Consider the following 21,928-nt stretch of genomic DNA (forward strand, 5'->3'; position numbering starts at 1 on the left):
TGTGCATGGGGCGCCGTTACGCCGCCTTCAGCCGCCCCGGCACCTGGCGCAGGCTGGCGAGCGCGGCGGCTTCGCCTTCCTGGCCGCTTTCGTGATATTCGGCGTCCTCGTTGACCGCCCAGACGTCGTACACCCGCGCGCCGGCCTGGATGTTGCGGACGGTCAGCATCGCCGTCATCATCGCATGATCCTGGTTGTTGTAGCGGTGCATCCCGTTGCGCCCGACGCAGTGGAGCGTGGGATAGCGATCCTCGATCTCGCGACGCAGCATGTCGACGTTCTGCGCATAATCCTCGTCATAGACGGGATAGGCCTTCTCCTGTCGCACGACCACGCCGCCTTCGACCTGCGTCGGGTCGCACAGCCCCAGCGCGGCCATCTCCGCGGTCGCCAGCGCGACCAGCTCGTCGTCGCTCGACGCCCACAGCCCGTCGCCCTCGAAGCAGAAATATTCGAGGCCAACGCACGCGATCGCGGGGTCGGGCACCATCTCTGGCGACCAGCTGCGGAAATTCTGGATGCGGCCGACCTGCACCTTGGGATCGTGGATGTAAATCCAATTGTCCGGGAACAGGTCGGGCGAACGAATCATCAGCGCGACGGTCAGGAAGTCGCGATATTTCAGGTTCGCCGCCTCGGGCAGCGTCGCGGGCAGCGGGTGGAGCCGGCTCGCCAGCTCGCGCATCGGTGCCGAGGAGATGACATGCGCGGCGTTGACCGTGACGGGCGTGTCGCCGTGCGTCGCGGCGACGGTCCAGCGCTGCGTCGCGTTGTTGAACGTCAGCTGGCGCAACGCATGCCCCATCAGCACGCGCCCGCCACGTTCCACGATACGGTCGCGCGCGGCATCCCACATCATGCCCGGGCCGAGACGGGGATAGCGGAAGCTCTCCAGCAGCGTCTTGGCCTGCATCCCGTCGTTGGGGCGCTTGTTGAGGCCGAGCGAGCGCTTCAGCCCGTCGATCACCGCACCCCATAGCGACAGGCCCTTGATGCGCTGCGCCGCCCAGTCCGCGCTCATCTCGTCGCACGGCATGCCCCACACCTTCTCGGTATAGGTCTTGAAGAAGATCGAATACAGCTTCCGGCCGAAGGCATTGACGGTCCAGTCTTCGAAGCTGCGGATGTCGCGCTTCGGGAACAGCTTCGCCTTGGCGAAGCTCGCCATGCACAAGGTCGAGCGGACGATGCCGAGGTTGCCCAGCGCCTCGAACGCGCGCAGCGGGTAGCTGTAGAAGCGGCCCTCGTAATAGATGCGGCTCATCCGCGGACGCTCGATGAAGTCGTCGGGCAGGATCTCGTTCCAGAGGTCGACCACCTCCTTCGAGCGCGAGAAGAAGCGATGCCCGCCGATGTCGAAGCGAAAGCCATTGTGCTCGACGGTGCGGCTGATGCCGCCGACGTAGCGCGTGTCCTTCTCGATGATGGCGACCGAATAGCCTGCCTTGGTCAGCAGGTAGCCGGCGGTGAGCCCCGCAGGACCGGCACCCACGATCGCGACGTCCACCGCCATGCTGCCGTCATTCGCCATCGTTCTGCCTCTCTCGCGCGATGCCGCGCACCGTGACGAACGGGCAATGAAGGAAGGTGGTTGAGCAAAGGTTAACGCCGGGGTTAACGCATGACGTGGCGGGCAGGGGTTAACGCCGCGGGCGGACCCGTTCTATAGCCGGAGGCATGCGGACCCTGCTCACCCGGTTGTTGGCGTTCCTCGCCGCGCTCTCGCTCGCGGCGCCCGCAATGGCACAGGGCAATGCGACGTTCGATCTCGCCGGTCCGGTGCTGACGATGAAGGTGACCCGGGGCAAGGTGTCGCTGCCGATCGCGCAGGTGCCGGGGCTGCGTATCGGCGATCGCGTGACGCTGGGCGCGGACCTGCCCGACGACCAGTCGGCGCACTATCTGCTGGTGCTCGCCTTCCTGCGCGGGGCGACCAACCCGCCGCCGAAAAACTGGTTCTTCAAGGCGGAGACGTGGAACCGCAAGAAGGCGACGCTGGACGTCGCGGTGCCGGAAGGCGCGGAGCAGGCGATCGCCTTCCTCGCGCCAGATACGGGGGGCGGATACAACGCGCTGGTCAATGCGGTGCGCGGGCGTCCGGGTGTGTTCGTGCGCGCGTCGCAGGACCTGTTCCAGGCTTCGCTCGACCGCGCGCGGCTGGAGGCGTTCGTCGCGGGGATCGCGCGCGTCGAGGAAGCTGCGCCCGATCGACTGGGGCCGGTTTCCACCGCGCTGGCGCAGACGCTGGCGATCCGGCTCAACGCGGACTGTCTGTCGCGGCCGCGCGCGTTGCAGGCGGCCTGCCTGACGCAGAATCGCGACGGCATGGTGCTTCAGACCGGGCGCGGCACCTCGCTGGCGGAGATGCTGGGCGGCACGCCGACCCAGCTGGCCTATTCGCTGGCGGCGACGAAGGAGGGCGGGGCCGGATTCTACAGCCCCTATATCTCGCTGGCGCGCGACTTCGCGCGGCTGTTCGGCGTGTTCCGCAGTGCCGACTACCAATATGCCCCGGCGCTGGCGGTGGGCGCAGGCGAGACGCTGCGGCTCCAGCTCAACAACCCGCCGTCGTTCCAGAATCCGAAGTCGGTGCTGGTGGCGCCGTTGCCGCCGATCAATGCCGGGCCGCCGCCGGCGTTGCGCGCGACGATGAAGGATGCGGTGTGCCTCATGCGCCCCGGCTTGGCGCTCGCGCTCGATGATGCGCCTCTGGTCTTCGCGACCGATTATGCGCGCGACCTGTCGCTGCGGCTGGTGCTGGCGGACGGGCGCACGCTGGACCTGCCGCTGCGCGCGGATGCGGAGCGCGGCGGGCTGGTGCTGACCGGCGACGTCACCGCGATCGGCACCGCCGCGATCGGCGAGGCGGTGCTGACCGGGCGTTGGGGGTTCGACACCTTCTCCGGCCCGCGCTTCCCGTTGCAGAACGGCGCCCCCGCGGCGTGGACGCCCCGGCCCGACAATGCGGTGGTGGTCGGGCGCGATACCCCGCTGACGCTGCAAGGCGGGGCGGCGGCCTGCGTCGAGCAGGTGAGCCTGCGCGATCGTGCGGGGACGACCAAGGCGGTCGAGTGGAAGCCGGACGGCACCGACGCGATCGTCGCCACGCTGCCGCTGGCGCGCACGCGACCCGGCGACCTGACGCTGCTGGTGGCGCATTACGGTGCCGCCGCGCCGGCGCAGATCACGCTCAAGGGCCAGACCGAGGCGAGCCGGCTGGAGGGCTTCACGCTCTACACCGGCGACAGCGAGGGGCGGCTGATCGGGGCGCGGCTGGACCAGGTCGAGCGGCTGGAGGTGGCGGGGCTGACGTTTACGCCCGGCGCGCTGACGCGTGATGCGGGCGGCGGGGACCGGCTGGTGCTGACCACCACCGGCGCGACGGCGACGATCCCGACCGGCGGCAGCGATGCGCGCGTCGTGCTGCACGACGGTCGGGTCACGACGGTGCGCGCGACGATCACCGCGCCGCGTCCGCGCGTCGAGCTGGTCAGCCGCAACGTGGAGACCTCGCCGGTCGCGGGGCATGTGGCGTTGGCCCTGCCCGACAATGCGCTGTCGCCCGACGCGCGGCTGACCTTCTCGGTCCGCGCGGTGAATACGCGGTTGAGCGCGGGCGACGCGATCGAGGTCGCGACCGCGGACGATGCCGCGACCGCGAAGCTGACGGTGGCGTCAGGCGCGCTCCAACTGATCGGCGGCGATGTCGCGGTGGGGACGCTGGTGCCGAAGGACGCGCTGGGTGCGGCGGCGGTGGGACCGATCAAGATGCGACTCGTACAAGGCGACCTCGCCGGCGAGTGGCAACCGCTGGCGCGCGTGGTGCGGTTGCCGGAGGTGACCGGGCTTTCCTGCGCCGCGACCGGCGGATGCACGCTGTCGGGCGAGCGGCTGTTCCTGATCGCCGCGGTCGCGGCGGAGGAGACGTTCGCAAAGCCGGAAATTGTGCCGATGGGGTTCGTCGACACGACGCTGGAGGTGCCGCGACCGGCCGCGGGTGTCCTGTTCCTGAAGCTGCACGACGCACCCGACGACGTGGTGAAAGTGACCATGCCGGCGAAGAAGAAGGGGCGCTGATCAAGACTAGCCCCTCCCCTGACGGGGAGGGGCTTGAATCAGGCGGAGAGCGTCACCGACATCGTCACCCGCTTCTCCCCGCCCGGCGCGATCTCGAACACCCCCGGCTTGTCGCGAAACTCGCTGGTGTAGCCCTGCGGATCGGCGATGCCGTGCCACGGCTCGACGCAGACGAACGCCGCGCCGGGCTTCGTCCAGATCCCCAGCATCGGCGTATCGGGAAAGGCGATGTCGAGCTGCGGCCCGTCGCCGGCGCCATAACGGACTGCGTCCGAATGCACCGGATTCCACACCAGCGCATCATGCGCGAACAGCTCGTCCGCCAGATACAGCACGCGCCCGTCGAGCGGCGAGGGCGCCTCGTGCGTCGCGATCGTGCCGTCCTGCGCGATCGCCTTGAGCGCGCCGGGTTCGTCGCGGTCGAAGGTGATGCGATGGTCGGCGCGCGCGCGCCCATAGGGCAGCGGCCAGGCGAAGGCGGGGTGGAAGCCGAAACTGGCGGGCAGCGACACGTCCGCGGCCGGGTTGGCGATCGTCACCTCGATCGCCAGCGTCGCATCGCGCAGCGTGAACGCCACCTCCAGCCGGAACGCGAAGGGGTAGGCGGCGCGCGTTTCGGGATTGTCGGTCAGCACAAAGACCGCGCGCGTGTCGCTCTCCCGGGTCACCGCAAAGTCGCTGCGGCGCGCGAAGCCGTGCTTGCGCATCGCATATTCGCGCCCGTCGATGCGGATCGTCTCTCCGGATGGCGCGCCGACGACCGGAAACAGGATCGGCGCACGCCCGGTCCAGAAGCGCGGATCCGCATCCGTCATCAACTCGCGCCCATCGGCGTCGGTCAGCGACGACAGCTGTGCGCCATGCGGGTCGATCGCGGCGGACAGCGCGCCGTTGCCGATGCGGATCCAGTCGTCAGCCACGCAGGCTCGCTCCCTGCTTCGCGGCGGCGGCGACCACCTTGTCGCTGATCGCCTTGAGGTCGGCATCGGTGAAGCTCTTCTCGCCCGGCTGGAGCACGATCTCCACCGCAACCGACTTGTGCCCCTCGGCGACGGTCGCGCCGGTGAACACGTCGAACACGCGCGCCCGCACGATCGCGGCCTTGTCCGCCCCCTTGACCGCGCGGGTCAGCGCCTCGGCGGTCACCGCGTCCGGCACCAGGAAGGCGAAATCGCGGCGCACCGGCTGGAGCGCGGGCGGGGCGTAGGCGGCGCGCATGAACCCCGCACCCCGCTTCGCCGGGATCGCGTCGAGGTACAGTTCGACCGCGGCGACCGCGCCCGACAGGTCGAACGCCTTGAGGATCGCGGGATGGACGGTGCCGAACGCAGCGAGCACCGTCTTCGGCCCCAGCCGCAGCGTGCCCGAGCGGCCGGGGTGGAAGGCCGCGCCCGCCTCGCCCATCACCTGCAAATTCTCGACCGGTGCGCCCGCGGCGGCGAGCAGCGCGAGCGCCTCCGCCTTGGCGTCGAAGGCGTCGAACGGCGTCGCCTTGCCCGTCTGCCAGCCGCGTGGGCGTCGGTCGCCCGCCAGCACCACGCCCAGCGTCGCGCGCTCCTTCGGCTGCCCATCGTCGTCGAGGTAGCGGCGCCCGATCTCGAACAGGCGCACGCCGTCCGCGCCCTGGCGCAGGTTGCGTTCGGCCGCCGACAGCAGCCCCGGCAGCAGCGAGGGGCGCATGACCTTCAGCAGCTCGCTGATCGGGTTGGCGACTCGCCACGCGGCGCCTCCGAAGGCGGTGGCCTGCTCCTCGGGGATGAAGCTCCACGTCACCGCCTCGTCCAGCCCGCGCGCCGCCGCGGCGCGACGGACGCGGCGCTCGATGCGCTGTTCGGGGGTGGCGGTGGGGATTGCGACGCCGGCGGGGCGCGGCAGCGGCACGGAGGGCACCTTGTCCAGCCCCTCGATGCGGATCACTTCCTCGACCAGATCGGCCGGGCCATCGATATCGCGGCGCCACGTCGGCGCGGTCACCTGCCAGTCCTTGCCGACCACGAAGCCGAGCGATTCGAGGATCGCGCTCTGCCGCTCCGGCACGATCGCGAGGCCGCCCAGCGTCTCGCTGCGCGCGGGGGCGTAGGCATAGGCGCGCGGCGCCAGCGGCGGCTGGCCGCTGCGCGTCACGCCGCTCGCGGTGCCGCCGCACAGGTCGAGCACCAGCCGGGTGGCGATCGCGAGCCCGTCGTCGAGAAAGGCGGGGTCCACCCCGCGCTCGAACCGCTGGCGCGCGTCGCTGGTCAGCGCCAGCTTCTGTCCGGTGCGGGCGATCGTGTCGGGATCGAAGAAGGCGCATTCGATGACGACGTCGGTGGTCGTGTCCGACACGCCCGATTCCTCGCCGCCCATGATCCCGCCGATGTCATGGACCTTCGCGGCATCGGCGATGACCGTCATCGTCGCGTCGAGCGTATAGGTGCGGCCGTTGAGCGCCAGCACCTGCTCGCCCGCCACGGCCTTGCGGGCGACCAGTCCGCCGGAGAGCCTGGCGGCGTCATAGACGTGGAGTGGGCGCCCGAGGTCGATCGAGACGTAGTTGGTGATGTCGACCAGGGCGCTGATCGGCTTCTGCCCGATCGCGCGCAGCCGCTTCGCCATCCATTCCGGCGCGGCGCCGTTGGTGAGACCACGGACGCACTGTGCGTAGAAGGCCGGGCAGCCGACGGGATCGTCGGTGCGCACGTCCGGGCCGGGGCCGTCGCCCGCGACCGCCTCGACCGACAGCGGCTTGAGCGTGCCCAGCCCCGCGGCGGCGAGATCGCGCGCGATGCCGCGCACGCCCATGCAATCCTGTCGGTTGGGGGTGATCGAGATGTCGATCACCGGATCGGACAGCCCGGCATAGTCCGCGAAGGCGGTGCCGACCGGCGCATCGACGGGCAGTTCGATGATGCCGTCGTGATCGGCACCCAATTCCAGCTCGCGGGTCGAGCACATCATGCCGTTCGACTCGACCCCGCGGATCGCCGCGACCTTCAGCACCATGCCGTTGGCGGGCACTTCCGCACCGGGCCGGCCGAACACGCCGACGAGGCCGGCGCGCGCATTGGGCGCGCCGCACACCACCTGGAGCGGGCCGTCACCCGCATCGACCGACAGCACCTGCAATTTGTCCGCCTGCGGGTGGCGCTCCGCGGTCAGCACGCGCGCGATGGTGAAGCCGGTCAGCTTCGCGGAAGGGTCCTCGACGCCCTCGACCTCCAGCCCGATGCGGGTAAGCGCATCGACGATCGCGTCGAGCGACGCGTCGGTGTCGAGATGGTCCTTGAGCCAGGAGAGGGTGAGTTTCATGATGTCCACTCGTCACCCCAGCGAAGGCTGGGGTCTTTCAGTAACGGGAGACCCCAGCCTTCGCCGGGGCGACGTGACTTAGGCCGCCGTACCGACGCCGCCCGACAGCGTCGGCACGTCGAGCGCGGCGAAGCCGTAATGCTTCAGCCAGCGCACATCGGCCTCGAACACCGGGCGCAGATCGTCGATGCCATATTTCAGCATCGCCAGCCGGTCGATCCCGCACCCGAACGCGAAACCCTGCCACTCGTCCGGGTCGAGGCCACAGGCGGCGATGACGCGCGGGTGGACCATGCCGCTGCCCAGCACCTCCATCCAGCCCTCGGCGCCGCCGATGACGCGCTTGCCCTTCTCGATCGAGAAGCCGACGTCGACCTCCGCCGAGGGTTCGGTGAACGGGAAATAGCTGGGGCGCAATCGAAGGACCACGTCGTCACGCTCGAAGAAGGCGCGCAGGAACGTCTCCAGCGTCCATTTGAGATGGCTGAGCGTGATACCCTTGTCGATCACCAGCCCCTCGACCTGATGGAACATCGGCGTGTGGGTCGCGTCCCAGTCGGAACGATAGACACGGCCGGGCGCGATGATGCGGATCGGCGCGCCGGCGCCGTTCTGGCGCTTGGCGACCTCCACCATCGTGCGGATCTGCACCGGCGAGGTGTGGGTGCGCAGGACCATCGGCGGTTCGTCCGAACCCTCCGCCTGCGCGATGTAAAAGGTATCCTGCATCGCCCGCGCCGGATGCGTCTCGGGGATGTTGAGCGCGCCGAAATTGTGCCAGTCGTCCTCGATCTCCGGCCCCGTCGCGACCGCGAAGCCCAGGTCGGCGAAGATCTCGGCCAATTCGTCCATCACCTGGCTGACCGGGTGGACGGTGCCCGGTGCGACCATGTCGACCGGCAGCGTCATGTCGAGCGCCTCGCTGGCGAGCTGCGCATCGAGCGCCGCCTGTTCCAGCACCGCCTTGCGCGCGGCGATGGCGCTGGTGACGGCCTCGCGCAGCCCGTGGATCGCGGGACCGCGCGCCTGCCGCTCCTCGGGCGAGAGCGCGCCCATCGTCTTGAGCAGCTGCGTGACGCGCCCCTGCTTGCCCAGCGCCTCCACGCGCACCGTGTCGAGCGCATCGAGCGAGGCGCTCGCGTCGATCGCGGCGAGGAGGTGGGTCTTGAGGTCGTCGGTGTCGGTCATGCGTCGTTTCCGTTCGTCGTCGCAGGCGTGAGGCCGAGGTCGATCGCGAGGTCGAGCCATGAGGGGTTCGATTCCTCGATCAGCCGGAGCTTCCAGTCCCGGTTCCACTTCTTCAGCTGCTTCTCGCGCGTGATCGCAGCCTCCATCGTGTCCGCCATCTCGAACCAGACCAGTCGCACCGCCCCGTAGCGGCTGGCGAACCCCTCGATCAATCCTTCGCGATGCTGGACGAGGCGGTTCAGGAGGTTGGAGGTGACACCGACGTAGAGCGTTCCCGCGCGACCGCTGGCGAGGATATAAACGTAGGGGTGCCGGGGCATCGGTTACCTCCTCTTTGCCGTCATCCCCGCGTAGGCGGGGATCCATTCGCGCAGGTTCTCGCAAGAGTCGCCGACCCCAGCGTCAATGGATTCCCGCCTTCGCGGGAATGACGGCTCGGAACGAAAAGGGGCGCCGGTGTTGCCACCGGCGCCCCGCTTCTCGTCCTCGCGTCAGGTCGCCTCAGGCGGCCTGCGGGAGGGCCGCCTTCGCCTGCGCGATGATGGCGCTAAACGCTTCACCCTCGTGCATCGCGATGTCGGCCAGGACCTTGCGGTCCAGTTCGACGCCGGCGAGCTTCAGCCCGTGCATGAACTGGCTGTAGCTCAGCCCCTCGGCGCGGACGCCGGCGTTGATGCGCTGGATCCACAGGCCGCGGAAGGTGCGCTTCTTCACCTTGCGGTCGCGATAGGCGTACTGGCCGGCCTTCTCGACCGCCTGACGGGCGACGCGGATCGTGTTCTTGCGACGACCGCGATAGCCCTTGGCCTGTTCCAGGATGTTCTTGTGCTTGGCGCGAGTGGTTACGCCCCGCTTGACGCGTGCCATATGCTAGTCCTTCCCGCTTACTTGAGGCCGTAGGGTGCCCAGGCCTTCACCGTCGCGGTGTCGGCCTTCGACAGCACCGTGGTGCCGCGGTTCTGGCGGATGTACTTGCCGTTATGGCTGATCAGGCGGTGGCGCTTGCCGGCGACGCCGTGCTTCAGCAGGCCGGTTGCGGTGAGCTTGAAGCGCTTCTTCACGCCGCTCTTGGTCTTGAGCTTGGGCATTTTGGTCCTTTCGTCTGGTGCGACGTGACTGGAACGGCCGCGGCAGCCCTGGATGGCCGGGCCGTTCGTCAAGCGCCATGTCGCTCATGGAAGCGCGCGCCCTAACCGCGGCGACGCCGAAATGCAACTGCGGAACCTGTCCCGGCGCCGGCGATTGTGCCGGGATGGCAACGAGTCCGCCTCCGGACGCATCCGCAGCGACGCCCCGACACCGCGGCTGGCGGATCGCGCGCAACGTCGCGCTGGGCGTGCTTGCCACGATCGTCGCGGTCTGGCTGGTGCTCTACATCACCAAGGGGCGGTTCCTGAAGCGGCCGTTCGAGTCGATTGCCGCGCGGCTGACGCAGCGGCAGGTGAGCGTCGGCGGCGATTTCCAGCTGTATTTCGCGCCGTGGCGAATCAAATTCTATGCCGAGCGACTGCGCATCGCCAATCCGGCATGGGCGACGCAGCCGTATCTGTTCGCGGCCGATCGCATCGATTCGCGGATCGCGCCGCTGTCGCTGCTGTGGGGCAAGCGCCGCTTCCACTCGCTGGACCTGACCAACGGCGCGGTCGACCTGGAATGGGATGCAGGCCACCGCCACAACAGCTGGACCTTCGGCGAGCCGCAGAAGGGCGGCAAGCCGCTCGACCTGCCGCGAATCGATCGCGCGACGGTGGCGGGCACGACGGTGCGCTATCGTGATCCGCGGATGCGGCTGCTCGCCGACCTCAGGATCGACACGATCCGCTCGACCGGCGCGCGGATCGGCGATGCGGTGGGGGTGAACGGCGGCGGGCAGCTGCGCGACACACCGTTCACGGTCGCGGCACGGCTTCTATCCCCCGATGCGACCGTGGCGCGGGGCCGGAACGAACTGGTGCTGCGCGCGCGGGCCGCGGGCAATGTCATCGATGTCGCGGGCACGCTGCCGAGCATCGCCGCGATCGAGAACGTGCCGCTGGCGGTGCGCGCGCGGGGACGCAACATGGCGGACCTGCTGGGCGTCATCGGCGTCGCGATCCCCAACACGCGCGCCTATCGCCTGCGCGCGCAGCTGGTGCAGAGCGGGCAGGAGTATCGCTTCACCCGCATGGCGGGCACGTTCGGCGACAGCGATGTCGCGGGCCGGCTGACGGTCACCAACGGCGAGCGACTGCATCTCGATTCGCGGCTGGAGACGAAGCGGCTCGACATCGTCGATGCCGCCCCCTTCATCGGCTACAATCCCGATATCGTCGCGACCAGCGGTGCGGTGGCCGCAGCGGCGGCGACGGGGGCCGCGCCGCAGCGGATCCTGCCCGATGCCGCGCTGCCGGTCGCGACGATGCAGCGGTTCGACGCCGACCTGACGTGGCGGATCGGGGCGCTGCAATCGCGTCGCCTGCCGATCAGCGACATCGACCTGACGCTGGCGCTGGATCGCGGGCGGCTGGCGCTGTCGCCGCTGACCTTCGCGATGGCGCGCGGCAATGTCGCGGCGGATGCGGTGTTCGACACGCGCCAGCGGCCGAGCGCGGTGCGTTACGACATCCGACTCGCCCCGACGCCGATGGGGCGGTTGCTGGCGGGTTATGGCGTGGCGGAGGCGGGGACGTCGGGCACGATCCGCGGCCGCATCCAGCTGTCGGGGCGCGGCGACACGATCCACGATTCGCTGGCGACGTCGAACGGGCGGATCGCGTTCGTGATGCCCGCGGGCACGCTGTGGACGCGCAACGTCGAGCTGTCGGAGCTGGATATCGGCACCTTCGTCCAGAAGATGTTCGAGAACGAGCTGAAGGAGCCGGTCACGATCAACTGCGGGCTGGTGGCCTTCACCGTCCGCGGCGGCGTCGCGGCGACCGACCCGATCCTGATCGACACGACCAAGAACGTGATCCTGGGCCGCGGTGGCTTCAGCTTCCGCACCGAGGCGGTGGATCTGGCGATCCGCGCCGATTCGAAGCGGTTCAGCCTGTTCTCGGGCCAGTCGCCGGTCGGGATCGCGGGTAGCTTCGCCGATCCCGGGCTGCGCGTGATCTCGCCGCAACTGCTCGCACGCGCGGGCGCCGGGCTGGGGCTGGCGGTGGTGGCGACGCCGGTGGCGGGGCTGCTCGCCTTCATCGACCCGGGCGATGCCAAGGCGGCGCAATGCGGCCCGGTGCTGGGCGCCCGGACCGCCGCGGCGCAACGCACCGACAAGGGTGAGCCGCGCAAGGATGTGGGCGACGGGAGGACGGTGGAGACGGCACCGAAACGCAAGAAGTTCCTGGGGATTTTTTGAAACGTCAAGCCCCTCCTCTTTAGAGGAGGGGTTGGGGTGGAGCGATGTCTCACCGAGACTGCGGCCTTTGACTGCCCCACCCCAACCCCTCCCTGAAGGGGAGGGGCATTTTAGTGTGTATGCCCCTGATGTAGCGCCTCAAGCACGTCGTCCGTCCGGGCCGGATCGCCGATCGCCAGCACGTGGCCTTCGCTTTCGGCGGTCAGCGGATCGCCGTTCCAGTCGCACATCCGCCCTCCGGCGCCCTCCACGATCGGCGCCAGCGCGGCGAAATCGTAGAGCTTGAGCCCCGATTCGCACACCACGTCGAGGTGCCCGCTCGCCAGCAGCCCGTAATTGTAGCAATCGCCGCCATAGACCGGCCCCTGCCGCGGCGATCCGCCGCTCGCCGCCGCGATCAGCGCCATGTAATGTGGCACGTCGCCCTCGCCGAACAGATGCGGGCTGGTGGTGGCGACAATCGCCCCCTCCAGCGCGGCGCAGGCGCGGGTGTGCGCAGGCGCGCCGTTGAACTCGGTGGCATGGCCCGCGACCCCGATCCAGCGTTCGCGCTGCACCGGCTGGTCGATGATGCCCAACACCGGCCAGCCGTCCTCCACCAGCGCGATCAGCGTGCCGAAGATCGCGCGCCCCACGGTGAAGCTGTGCGTGCCGTCGATGGGGTCGAGGATCCAGCGGCGCCCGGTCACGCCGTCCTTGATGCCATGTTCCTCGCCGACGATGCCGTCGCCCGATCGTTCCGCGTCGAGGATGCGGCGCATCGCCTCCTCCGCCTCGCGATCGGCGCGGGTGACGGGCGAGCGATCCTCTTTCAGCTCCAGCCCCGCGGGCCGGCGGAAATAGGGGCGGATGACCGCGCCGGCCGCATCGGCGAGGCGGTGGGCGAGGGCGATGTCGGCGGGGCGGACGGGCATCGCTATCGCCTATCGCGCGGGCCGCGCGCGCGCTAGGGTGCGGACATCCTTTAGGAGAACGATGCCATGCGCCTGCTGCCCCTCGCCGCGCTCGCCCTCTCGATCGCGGCGCCCGCCGCGGCCACGCTCGCCCCCGGCACGGTGGCGCCCGCGTTCAGCACGCGCGGCGCGATCGCGGGCAAGGTGGTGGCGATCGACCTGAAGCAGCAGCTGAAGCGCGGCCCGGTGGTGCTGTATTTCTTCCCCGCCGCCTTCACCTCGGGCTGCAATGCGGAGGCGCGCGCCTTTGCGGAGAAGGTCGACGCGTTCAAGGCCGCGGGCGCGACCGTGATCGGCATGTCGGCGGACAATGTGGCGGACCTGCAGCGCTTTTCCAGCAGCGAATGCGCGGGCAAGTTCGCGGTGGCGAGCGCCGGGCCGAAGGTGATCGCGGGTTATGACGTGGCGCTGGGCCGCGAGGTGAAGGGCCGCGCCGTGACCAGCCGCACCAGCTATGTCATCGGGCGCGACGGGCGCGTCGCTTTCGTCCATTCCGACATGAATCCGGCCGAACATGTCGCGCTGACGCTGGCCGCGGTACAGAAGTTGACGCCGCATTGACTCGTTTCGTGCGTCTCCGCCCCGGCGCGCACATCATCATTTCTTAGCGAATCCGCTGATACCCCCCGCATCGTGAAGGACGCCGAAAGCGTCCGATCCGGAGGACAGGTGTGGCGAGCAAGGCGATCGACATCCGGCAGGCGACGACGGGCGATCGGCTGTTCGCGCAGATCGGCGCGTTCCTGTCCGCGCACCGGCTCAGCCCCGATCCGGCGCATTATGCCTTCGCGCACGATGTCCTGAAGAATGCCGGCGGGCTGACCGCGCGACGGGTGGCGGAGATCACCGACGGCGGTGTGCGGCTGACCGCGCAGGATATCGAGCGGCTGGGCGGCCAGGCGGTGGCCGGCGCACCGGTCGCGGATGCCGAGGCGGAACCGATGGTGGCGGATGCCGCCACGCACGAGGCGATGATCGAGCGCGTGCTGATGCAGATCGACGGCTTCGGCGATACGATGCGCAATGCGCGCGCCGAGGCGAACGATTTCGGCCGCGACCTGGAGCGCAGCGCGGCGCAGATGCGCGAGGCGGGGCCGTCGGCGAGCGCGGAAGAGATCGGCCGGCTGACCGACGAGATGATCGAGCGCGTCCATCGCGCCGAGGAGAAGCTGGACGTCGCGCGACGCGAGACCGAGGAACTGCGCACCGCGCTGGACGAGGCGCGCGGATCCGCGCGCACCGATCCGCTGACCGATCTGCCCAATCGTCGCGCCTTCGACGAGACGTTCGCCGCGCTGCCGCGGACCGTGCCGATCGTGGTGTCGATCTGCGACATCGATCATTTCAAGCGCGTCAACGACAGCTTCGGCCATGCGGTGGGCGATCGCGTCATCCGTGCGGTGGCGAAGACGCTGGCGGACCAGTGCGATTGCATGGTCGCGCGCTACGGTGGCGAGGAATTCGCTTTGCTGTTCAAGGATGTCGGGCTGGACGAGGCCGCGCGCCGGCTGGAGAAGGCGCGCCGCGACATGACCAGCCGCCGGCTGCGCGTGCGTGAAACCGGCGAGGCGATCGGCACCATCTCCTTCTCCGCCGGCGTGGCGGAGGGGCAGCCGGGCGAAGGGCGTGCCGCGCTGATGGGGCGCGCCGATGCGGCGCTGTATCGCGCCAAGGATCAGGGACGCGCCCGCACGATCATGGCGCCATAGGTTGGCGCGACGCGCCGCGCGCTGGTGGCGGTTTTCACCAGATATTGTGGCGGCGTTTGTCTAAACACCAGTAAAAACGTGCTTTTCCTATTTGGCACGCGTCCTGCAATTCCCTGGGTATCGACCGGATCGCCGGTCATCATCGCCAGGGAGATACCGCATGACGCTTCGTTTCACCGCCCTCAGCCACTCGATCCTCACCGCCGTCGCCGCACTGGCGGTCGCCGCCACGATGGTGGCCGCCGCGGTTCCCGTGACGCCGATCGCGTGATCGAAAGGATCATCGAGATGACCTTCAAGCCTGATCTGTATCGCGCGGTCATGCTGGGCGTGTCCGGCTTCGCCACCACCGCCTTGCTGCTCTATGTCGACGCCGTGAGTGCCGTGATCGTCTGATCGCGGCACCGGCAGACGCGGTCGGACGTTGACCGCGGCATGACGCTCGACCGTTTCGTCGCCGCGCAGGCGACCACCTACGACAGCGCGCTCGCCGAGCTGACCGCCGGCCGCAAGCGCAGCCACTGGATGTGGTTCGTCTTTCCGCAACTCGCCGGGCTGGGGCACAGTGCGACTGCGCGCCATTATGCGATCCACGACCTGGCGGAGGCGCGTGCCTATCTCGCGCACCCGCTGCTGGGGCCGCGATACCGGGCGACCGCCGCGGCGCTGCTGCCGCACCGCGCCGCGCCGCCCGAAACGATCATGGGCGCGATCGACGCGATGAAGCTGCGCTCGTCGCTGACCCTGTTCGCACGCGCCGGTGCCGGTGGCGCGGTGGACGAGGCGCTGGCGGCGTTCTTCCCGTCGCCGGATGCGGCGACGCTGCGGCTGCTGGACGCGGACTGAGGTTTACGGACGGCCGTTGGTCACCAGCGCGGTGCCGTCCGCACCGATCGCCACCAGCCATTCGCCGCCATTGTCGCAGGTCGCGATCCACGCGGGCTTGCCCTGTATCGGATCGGTTGCGACGGAGCGGACCACGCCCTGGCAGTCGCGATTGGCGTCGCGGATCGCGCGGAACAGGGTGGCGTTGCGCTCGCCCTCGTTCAGCGTCTGGATGCGCGCGATCGCATTGCCCGGCGCCTCCTGTGCGGCGGCGTCGTTCTGCGCGGTGGCGCCGCCACCGCCGCACGCCGCCAGCGGAAGGATGGCAGCAAGCGCGAGGAGCGCGCGGTGCGGCATGGCAATTCCCGACATGGCTGGACCCCTTTCCCTTCGTGGATGCCGTCGTCAACGGCCCCGGGCAAGGGTTGTTTCGCCGTCGACCACTATGCCGCGGCGCACGCGCGGGATAGGACGGGGGCGGGGCCGGCGATGCGCCGGCGGGTGGAGCGAACATGCGGATACGCGATCGCGCGGGCGCGCGTCTGGCCGGAGCCTTGGTGATCGCGGGGCTGCTCGCCTCGTGCGGCGGCGATGCGGGGGGCGGTAATGGCAGCACCGCCAGCGGCAGCACCGCTGTGTCTCCCACCCCGACGCCCAGTCCGACGCCGACCACCGCGGCCGGTTGTACGCTGCGCGCGCGCCAGGACTGGCTGCTGGCGCAGGTGAACGAATGGTATCTCTTCCCGGAGACGCTGCCGACCGCGCTCGACCCCTCGCCCTATTCGGATCTGGAAGGGTATCTCGATGCGCTGACCGCGACCGCGCGGGCGCAGCGCAAGGATCGCTATTTCAGCTACGTCACCTCGGTCGCGGAGGAGAATGCCTATTATGCCTCGGGCAGCACCGGCGGGTTCGGCTTTCGCCTGACGTTCGATGGCGCCAACCGGCTGCTGGTGACGGAGGCGTTCGAGGGCGGACCGGCGCTGAACGCGGGGATCGACCGCGGCGCGGAGATCGTCGCCGTGGGCGACAGCGCCGCCAATATGCGCACGATCGCCAGCTATGTCGCCGCGGGCAACGACACCGCCTTCTACGCCGCGATCGACCCCGGCACCTCCAATGCGACGCGCGTGTTCCGCATCAGCAGCGGCGGCACGACCCGCGACGTGACGCTGCGCACCGCGGACTTCACCCTGTCGCCGGTGTCGTCGCGCTATGGCACGAAAGTGATCGACGACGGTGGGCGACCGGTGGGCTATGTCAACCTGCGCACCTTCATCGGCACCGCCGACGACCAGCTGCGCAGCGCTTTCGCCACGTTCAAGGCGCGCGGCATCACCGACGTGATCGTCGACCTGCGCTACAATGGCGGGGGGCTGGTATCGACCGCGGGGGTCTTCACCGACCTGCTGGGGGGCGCCCGCGCCATCGCCGACGTGCAGAGCTACACCACGTTCCGCGCGAGCAAGTCGGGCGAGAACGAAACGCGCTTCTTCCAGCGCGAGGCGCAGGCGATCGCGCCGACGCGTGTCGCCTTCATCGGCACCGGCGGTACCGCGTCCGCCAGCGAATATGTCATCAACGCGATGATCCCGTACCTGCACGGCAATGCCGCGCTGATCGGCAGCAACACCTATGGCAAGCCGGTCGGGCAGATCGCGCTCGACAACCCCGCCTGCCCGGACGACCGGCTGCGCCTGATCGCGTTTGCGCTGCGCAATGCGGCGCAGCAGGGGGAATATTACGACGGCCTCGCGACCAAGATCGAGGCGAGCTGCCAGGCGACCGACGACCTGACGCATGCGCTGGGCGATCCGGCGGAGGCATCGACCCGCGCTGCGCTCGATTTCCTGGCGGGGCGCAGCTGTTCGCGGATCGGCGCCAGCGCCGCACTGTCGCGCACCGCGCTGGCGACGCCGGCGCGGCGGCTGGTCACCCCCGACCGGCCGACCACCGCGCAGCGCGAGACGCCGGGGCTGTTCTGATCGACGATGGCGACGAACCGCTGCCCTGCCTGTGCGACGCCGCTGCCCGCGGGCGCGCGTTTCTGCCCCGGTTGCGGCGCGCCCGTGGTGGCCGCGGCGACTGCCCCACAGGAGCGTGCGCCGCGCAACGTTCCTTGGCTGGCGATGCTCGCGGCGGCGGCATTGGTGATCCTGGCGGTCGTGTTCGTGATGCAGCGTGACGGCGCGCGCTCGATCGCGACCGTGGCGCCGCCCGCGCCCGCCGCGACGCGAGTGGTGCGCCGCCCGCCGGAGCCGGTTCCCGTCCCCGTCGCGCCCGCTCCGGTCGTGAGCCCGCTGCCCGAGCCGCCGCGCGACCAGCCGCTGCCCGCCCGTGCGATCGATGCCGCGCTCGCGCGGCAGGGCGGCGGCCACGACATGCGGCTCGACGGCCCGCTGACGGTGCGCGGAATCGTGGTCGGCGGCGATGGAGAGGGCACGATCGCGCTGGAGGGGCGCGACGCCGACACGCCGGTGCTGGCGCAGCTGCCCGAGGACCAAAGCGAGGCGATCGACCTGCTGGAACCCGGCGCCGCGGTGCGGCTGACCTGTCGTGCGGCGCGGATGATCGGGGGGACGACGGTGCTGGAGTCGTGCCGGTTATAGGGGGCTGCGATTTTCGGGCTGTCGCGCGGACACGCGATCTGCTGTCATCACGCGCATGATCGTCCTGCTCCTCGCCCAAGCCGCCGCGGCCGCCGCCCCCGCTGCCGCCCCCCCCGCTGCCGCCCCCGTCCCCGCCCGGATCGAGCGCCTGCTGGAGCGCACGCCGGTGATCGACGGGCACAACGACCTGCCGTGGGAGATCCGCCAGAATTACGAGGCGAAGGTGGAGACGCTGGACCTGCGGCAGGATTCGTCGCGCTGGTCCTATCCGCTGCAGACCGACATCGCGCGGCTACGGCGCGGGCATGTCGGCGGGCAGTTCTGGTCGGTCTATATCCCCGCGAGCGTCACCGGGCCGCGCGCGGTGGAGATGACGCTGGAGGAGATCGACATCGTCCAGCGCATGGCCGCGGCCTATCCCGACACGTTCGCGCTGGCGACCACGGCGGCGGAGGTGCGCCGCGTGCAGAAGGCGGGGCGGATCGCCTCGCTGATCGGGGTCGAGGGCGGGCATCAGATCGACAAAAGGCTGTCGGTGCTGCGCCAGTACAAGGCGCTGGGCGTCGGCTATATGACGCTGACGCACGGCAAGAGCCTGGAATGGGCCGACAGCAGCACCGATGCGCCGCGCGCGGGCGGGCTGAATGCGTTCGGGCGGCAGGTGGTGGCGGAGATGAACCGCATCGGGATGATCGTCGACGTCAGCCATGTCGCGGATTCGACGATGGCGGCGGTGCTGGACGTGTCGAAGGCGCCGGTGATGGCGTCGCATTCCTCGGCGCGGGCGATCGCCGACGCGCCGCGCAACATCCCCGATGCGCTGCTGAAGCGGATCGGCGACGCGGGCGGAGTGGTGATGGTGAACTTCTATCCCAGCTTCGTCTCCGCCGCATGGCGCGCCTGGGACGGCGAACGCACCGCTTTCGCGAAGAGCCGCGGGCTGGCGGGCGACCTGTATGGGCCGAATGCGCCGGTGCCGTTGGTGAAATGGGATGCCGGACATCCCGAACCAGCGGTGACGGTGAGCGATGTCGCGGACCATATCGAGCATGTCGCGCGGGTCGCGGGGCGTGGCGCGGTGGGTCTGGGGGGCGATTTCGACGGGATCAGCGGCACCGGGCCGGTCGGACTGAAGGGTGTCGACGGCTATCCGCGCATCTTCGCCGAGCTGGCGCGGCGCGGATGGAGCGATGCCGACCTGTCCGGGCTGGCGCAGGGCAATATCCTGCGCGTGATGGAACGGGTGGAGGCGGTGGCGGCGGCCTCCGCCGGCACCCCGCCGGTGGACGCGACCGCGCCGGATTGACGGTCAGTGGCGGGCTCGCCCCGCCCACCACAGCACCAGCGCGCCCGCCGCGCCCGACAGCAGCGACCCCGTCAGCACGCCCAGCTTTACCGCCGTCGCGAGCGTCGGCGCGTCGGGAAAGGCGAGCGCGCCGATGAACAGGCTCATGGTGAAGCCGATCCCCGCGAGCAGCGACAGGCCGTAGAGTTGCGCGGTGCGGATGCCCGCGGGCGCGCGCGCAATGCCCAGCCATGCCGCAGCGCAAATCCCGCCGAAGATGCCGATCTGCTTGCCCAGAAACAGCCCCGCCGCGATACCCAGCACCAGCGGATGCGCCAGCGCCGCGGGCGTCACGCCGCGCAGGTCGACGCCTGCGTTGACGAAGGCGAACAGCGGCACGATCGCAAAGGCCGACCAGGGATGAAGCGCATGTTCCAGCCGCGCGAGCGGCCCCCGCGCGCCCTCGCCGATCGGGATCGTCATCGCCAGCACCACCCCCGCCACCGTGGCATGCACGCCCGATCGCAGGACGCACCACCACAGCAGCGCGCCGATCAGCAGATACGGCGACAGCGCGCGCGTCCCGCGCCGGTTGAGCCAGACCAGCGCCGCGGCCAGGCCCGCGGCGGCGGCGAGCGCGGGCATATGCAGCGCATCGGTATAGGCCAGCGCGATGATCGCGACGGCGCCCAGATCGTCGACGATGGCGATCGTGGCCAGCAGCAGCTTCAGTGATGCGGGCACGCGCGGTCCGAGCAGCGCCATAACGCCGAGCGCGAAGGCGATGTCGGTCGCTGCCGGGATCGCCCAGCCCGCGGTCAGGTCCGGGTGGGTGCCGGCGATCGCCAGAAAGACCGCTGCGGGCGCGGCCATCCCGCATGCCGCGGCGACGAAGGGCAGCCGCCGCCGCTCCCAGCTGGCCAGCTCTCCCGCCACCAGCTCGCGCTTGATCTCCAGCCCCACGAGCAGGAAGAACAGCGCCATCAGCGCGTCATTGACCCACAGATGGACGGTCATGGGGCCATGGTCGGGCGCCAGCACGGGGCCGGTCGCGGCATGGACCAGCGCGTCATAGGCGGCGGCGGTGGCGGGCAGGTTGGCCGCGAGCAACGCCAGCGCCGCCGCGCCGATCAGCACCACGCCCCCCGCCGCCTCCCCCGACAGGAACGCGCGCAGTCCGGTGGCGGGGCGGGGAGAGGGGGTGGTCATGCGACGGCGTTAGCGGGGTGGGCGGGGGCGGTCGATGGGGCGTCGTCTGCACACGCACCGCCACCCGGGACGTGTTCGAGAGCTTCGCGAACGTTCAAATCTCTTCTGTTCCCCGGCGGAGGCCGGGGTCCAGTCGCGAGCGGTTCCAGCATCTTACGAGCCGACCGATGCTGGACCCCGGCCTTCGCCGGGGAACAAGGGGTGTTCCGCCGAGGACTCCACTTGTTGCGGGGGCCCCGGGGTTCCTCGCACCCAACGTCGGTGAGGCGCGCGGAACCCTGGATGCTTGAACAGGTCCGGCATGACGGCGTGGTTTCCGGATCGGGACGGCTCAGGCCGCCGCGGTCTCCACCTGGTCGAGCGACGGATAGTCGATATACCCCTCCGGCCCCGGCACGTAGAAGGTCTTCGGATTGGGGACGTTGAGTGGCGCGTCGCTGCGGAAGCGCTCCACCAGATCGGGGTTGGCGATGTACAGCCGGCCCCAGGCGATCGCATCGGCCACGCCCGAATCGAGGTCTGCCTGCCCGGCTTCCTTCGAATAATCCTGGTTGAGCACCAGCGGGCCGGTGAACACCTCGCGGATCTTCGGGCTCAGCTTCGGCACGTTGCTGGCGCCGAAGGTGCCGTCGGGCGACTGTTCGCGCAGCTCCAGGAAGCCGATGCCAAGGTCGTTCAGCACCTTCGCGGCGGGAACGAACACCGCCTCCGGATTGCTGTCGTCGGCGCCCTGCGTCTCGCCATTGGGAGACAGGCGGATCGAGGTGCGGCCGGCGCCCACCTCGGCCACCACGCGCTCCATCACCTCGCGCATCAGGCGGATGCGATTCTCCGGCGTGCCGCCGTAATCGTCGTCGCGCAGGTTGGTGTTGTCGCGCAGGAACTGGTCGATCAGATAGCCATTGGCGCCGTGCACCTGCACGCCGTCGAACCCGGCCTCGATCGCGTGGCGCGATGCCTGCGCATAATCGTCCAGCGTCTGGCGGATCTCGTCCAGCGTCGCGGCCCGCGGCGTGTCATAGGGGTTCTTGTCGGGATCGTGGTACGGCGCGCGCTGCGTGGACGAGGACAGCGACTGCAGCCCGGTCACGTCGGGACGCGCCAGACGGCCCATGTGCCACAGCTGCGCGATGATGCGCCCGCCGGCCTTGTGCACCGCCTCGGTCACCGGCTTCCACGCCTCGACCTGCTCGCGCGTCCACAGCCCCGGCGCCTTGGGCCAGCCGAGCCCCTGTCGGCTGATCCCGGTCGCCTCGGAGATGATCAGGCCCGCGCTGGCGCGCTGGCGGTAATATTCGATCATCATCTCGGTGGGGACATGGTCCGTCGTCGCGCGGGTGCGCGTCAGCGGCGCCATAAGGATGCGGTTGGGGGCGTCGATCGCCCCCAACGTGATCGGATCGAACAGGCTGGGCATGATGCTCCTTTCGGCAATGAATAGCTGACGC

At 69.9% G+C, this 21,928-nt stretch carries 19 protein-coding genes; 8 read left to right on the forward strand and 11 right to left on the reverse strand.

The genetic code is table 11. From position 1 onward, the window contains the following. Window positions 1-16 precede the first annotated feature (16 nt). Entirely contained in the window at window positions 17-1,531 is a 1,515-nt protein-coding gene (locus tag PGN14_RS02830; protein WP_335297883.1) for an NAD(P)/FAD-dependent oxidoreductase, read from the reverse strand. A 146-nt stretch (window positions 1,532-1,677) separates the two neighbouring features. Between PGN14_RS02830 and PGN14_RS02835 the strand changes: the two genes are divergently transcribed. Then, window positions 1,678-4,077 (forward strand): hypothetical protein, encoded by a 2,400-nt coding sequence (locus tag PGN14_RS02835; protein WP_335297884.1) that lies wholly within the window; start codon window positions 1,678-1,680, stop codon window positions 4,075-4,077. 38 nt (window positions 4,078-4,115) lie between these two features. Here PGN14_RS02835 and PGN14_RS02840 read toward each other — a convergent pair whose 3' ends face one another. From PGN14_RS02840 to rpmI, 6 genes are all read right to left on the reverse strand, one after another. Further along, entirely contained in the window at window positions 4,116-4,997 is an 882-nt protein-coding gene (locus tag PGN14_RS02840; RefSeq protein WP_335297885.1) for an aldose 1-epimerase family protein, read from the reverse strand. Next, complete coding sequence (gene pheT, locus PGN14_RS02845) at window positions 4,990-7,365, reverse strand: phenylalanine--tRNA ligase subunit beta (RefSeq protein ID WP_335297886.1); 2,376 nt, start codon at window positions 7,363-7,365, stop codon at window positions 4,990-4,992. The genes PGN14_RS02840 and pheT overlap by 8 nt, the downstream gene beginning before the upstream one ends. A gap of 78 nt (window positions 7,366-7,443) precedes the next feature. Further along, on the reverse strand, window positions 7,444-8,553 hold the full coding sequence (pheS, locus tag PGN14_RS02850) for a phenylalanine--tRNA ligase subunit alpha (RefSeq protein ID WP_335297887.1): 1,110 nt from the start codon (window positions 8,551-8,553) through the stop codon (window positions 7,444-7,446). Next, the gene (locus PGN14_RS02855; protein ID WP_335297888.1) at window positions 8,550-8,873 is read right to left on the reverse strand and encodes a GIY-YIG nuclease family protein; all 324 of its coding nucleotides are present in this window, start codon (window positions 8,871-8,873) and stop codon (window positions 8,550-8,552) included. Before PGN14_RS02855 ends, pheS begins: the two co-directional genes overlap by 4 nt. A gap of 181 nt (window positions 8,874-9,054) precedes the next feature. Continuing rightward, window positions 9,055-9,420 (reverse strand): 50S ribosomal protein L20, encoded by a 366-nt coding sequence (gene rplT, locus PGN14_RS02860; RefSeq protein ID WP_301044835.1) that lies wholly within the window; start codon window positions 9,418-9,420, stop codon window positions 9,055-9,057. A gap of 17 nt (window positions 9,421-9,437) precedes the next feature. After that, window positions 9,438-9,641 carry a 50S ribosomal protein L35 gene (gene rpmI, locus PGN14_RS02865; protein WP_335297889.1) on the reverse strand — a complete coding sequence of 68 codons (204 nt, stop codon included), beginning with the start codon at window positions 9,639-9,641 and terminating at the stop codon, window positions 9,438-9,440. Window positions 9,642-9,805: 164 nt separating this feature from the next. Here rpmI and PGN14_RS02870 point away from each other — a divergent pair, with 164 nt between their 5' ends. Continuing rightward, complete coding sequence (locus PGN14_RS02870; RefSeq protein ID WP_335297890.1) at window positions 9,806-11,890, forward strand: AsmA family protein; 2,085 nt, start codon at window positions 9,806-9,808, stop codon at window positions 11,888-11,890. Window positions 11,891-12,000: 110 nt separating this feature from the next. On the opposite strand, the gene PGN14_RS02875 is transcribed toward PGN14_RS02870, so the two are convergent. Then, on the reverse strand, window positions 12,001-12,804 hold the full coding sequence (locus PGN14_RS02875) for an inositol monophosphatase family protein (RefSeq protein ID WP_335297891.1): 804 nt from the start codon (window positions 12,802-12,804) through the stop codon (window positions 12,001-12,003). A 66-nt stretch (window positions 12,805-12,870) separates the two neighbouring features. On the opposite strand from PGN14_RS02875, the gene PGN14_RS02880 reads away from it, so the two are divergent. The 3 genes from PGN14_RS02880 (at window position 12,871) to PGN14_RS02890 (ending at window position 15,398) form a co-directional block, all read left to right on the forward strand. Continuing rightward, the gene (locus PGN14_RS02880; RefSeq protein WP_335297892.1) at window positions 12,871-13,404 is read left to right on the forward strand and encodes a peroxiredoxin; all 534 of its coding nucleotides are present in this window, start codon (window positions 12,871-12,873) and stop codon (window positions 13,402-13,404) included. Between the two features lie 110 nt (window positions 13,405-13,514). After that, complete coding sequence (locus tag PGN14_RS02885; RefSeq protein WP_335297893.1) at window positions 13,515-14,552, forward strand: GGDEF domain-containing protein; 1,038 nt, start codon at window positions 13,515-13,517, stop codon at window positions 14,550-14,552. 435 nt (window positions 14,553-14,987) lie between these two features. Further along, entirely contained in the window at window positions 14,988-15,398 is a 411-nt protein-coding gene (locus tag PGN14_RS02890; protein WP_335297894.1) for a DUF1810 domain-containing protein, read from the forward strand. A gap of 3 nt (window positions 15,399-15,401) precedes the next feature. Here the strand turns inward: PGN14_RS02890 and PGN14_RS02895 are convergent, their stop codons facing one another. Beyond that, window positions 15,402-15,749, reverse strand: a complete 348-nt coding sequence (locus tag PGN14_RS02895; protein WP_335297895.1) for a hypothetical protein — start codon at window positions 15,747-15,749, stop codon at window positions 15,402-15,404. A 140-nt stretch (window positions 15,750-15,889) separates the two neighbouring features. On the opposite strand from PGN14_RS02895, the gene PGN14_RS02900 reads away from it, so the two are divergent. The 3 genes from PGN14_RS02900 to PGN14_RS02910 are packed head-to-tail and all read left to right on the forward strand — an operon-like array spanning window position 15,890 to window position 19,292. Next, entirely contained in the window at window positions 15,890-17,362 is a 1,473-nt protein-coding gene (locus PGN14_RS02900; RefSeq protein WP_335297896.1) for a S41 family peptidase, read from the forward strand. Between the two features lie 6 nt (window positions 17,363-17,368). Then, the gene (locus tag PGN14_RS02905) at window positions 17,369-17,986 is read left to right on the forward strand and encodes a zinc ribbon domain-containing protein (RefSeq protein WP_335297897.1); all 618 of its coding nucleotides are present in this window, start codon (window positions 17,369-17,371) and stop codon (window positions 17,984-17,986) included. A gap of 55 nt (window positions 17,987-18,041) precedes the next feature. After that, on the forward strand, window positions 18,042-19,292 hold the full coding sequence (locus tag PGN14_RS02910) for a dipeptidase (RefSeq protein WP_335297898.1): 1,251 nt from the start codon (window positions 18,042-18,044) through the stop codon (window positions 19,290-19,292). Between the two features lie 3 nt (window positions 19,293-19,295). Here PGN14_RS02910 and nhaA read toward each other — a convergent pair whose 3' ends face one another. Together nhaA and PGN14_RS02920 are read right to left on the reverse strand one after the other, a co-directional pair. Beyond that, entirely contained in the window at window positions 19,296-20,480 is a 1,185-nt protein-coding gene (nhaA, locus tag PGN14_RS02915; protein ID WP_335297899.1) for a Na+/H+ antiporter NhaA, read from the reverse strand. 331 nt (window positions 20,481-20,811) lie between these two features. Then, entirely contained in the window at window positions 20,812-21,897 is a 1,086-nt protein-coding gene (locus PGN14_RS02920; protein ID WP_335297900.1) for an alkene reductase, read from the reverse strand. Window positions 21,898-21,928 lie beyond the last annotated feature (31 nt).

This window comes from Sphingomonas adhaesiva, from assembly GCF_036946305.1.
GTDB lineage: Bacteria > Pseudomonadota > Alphaproteobacteria > Sphingomonadales > Sphingomonadaceae > Sphingomonas > Sphingomonas adhaesiva_B.

Coding starts and splice junctions, on each gene's coding strand:
- PGN14_RS02870 (WP_335297890.1), top strand. CDS start 9,806: ATGGCAACGAGTCCGCCTCCGGACGCATCCGCAGCGACGCCCCGACAC.
- pheS (WP_335297887.1), bottom strand. CDS start 8,553: ATGACCGACACCGACGACCTCAAGACCCACCTCCTCGCCGCGATCGAC.
- PGN14_RS02835 (WP_335297884.1), top strand. CDS start 1,678: ATGCGGACCCTGCTCACCCGGTTGTTGGCGTTCCTCGCCGCGCTCTCG.
- rpmI (WP_335297889.1), bottom strand. CDS start 9,641: ATGCCCAAGCTCAAGACCAAGAGCGGCGTGAAGAAGCGCTTCAAGCTC.
- pheT (WP_335297886.1), bottom strand. CDS start 7,365: ATGAAACTCACCCTCTCCTGGCTCAAGGACCATCTCGACACCGACGCG.
- PGN14_RS02855 (WP_335297888.1), bottom strand. CDS start 8,873: ATGCCCCGGCACCCCTACGTTTATATCCTCGCCAGCGGTCGCGCGGGA.
- nhaA (WP_335297899.1), bottom strand. CDS start 20,480: ATGACCACCCCCTCTCCCCGCCCCGCCACCGGACTGCGCGCGTTCCTG.
- PGN14_RS02910 (WP_335297898.1), top strand. CDS start 18,042: ATGATCGTCCTGCTCCTCGCCCAAGCCGCCGCGGCCGCCGCCCCCGCT.
- PGN14_RS02905 (WP_335297897.1), top strand. CDS start 17,369: ATGGCGACGAACCGCTGCCCTGCCTGTGCGACGCCGCTGCCCGCGGGC.
- PGN14_RS02920 (WP_335297900.1), bottom strand. CDS start 21,897: ATGCCCAGCCTGTTCGATCCGATCACGTTGGGGGCGATCGACGCCCCC.
- PGN14_RS02880 (WP_335297892.1), top strand. CDS start 12,871: ATGCGCCTGCTGCCCCTCGCCGCGCTCGCCCTCTCGATCGCGGCGCCC.
- rplT (WP_301044835.1), bottom strand. CDS start 9,420: ATGGCACGCGTCAAGCGGGGCGTAACCACTCGCGCCAAGCACAAGAAC.
- PGN14_RS02875 (WP_335297891.1), bottom strand. CDS start 12,804: ATGCCCGTCCGCCCCGCCGACATCGCCCTCGCCCACCGCCTCGCCGAT.
- PGN14_RS02900 (WP_335297896.1), top strand. CDS start 15,890: ATGCGGATACGCGATCGCGCGGGCGCGCGTCTGGCCGGAGCCTTGGTG.
- PGN14_RS02895 (WP_335297895.1), bottom strand. CDS start 15,749: ATGTCGGGAATTGCCATGCCGCACCGCGCGCTCCTCGCGCTTGCTGCC.
- PGN14_RS02890 (WP_335297894.1), top strand. CDS start 14,988: ATGACGCTCGACCGTTTCGTCGCCGCGCAGGCGACCACCTACGACAGC.
- PGN14_RS02830 (WP_335297883.1), bottom strand. CDS start 1,531: ATGGCGAATGACGGCAGCATGGCGGTGGACGTCGCGATCGTGGGTGCC.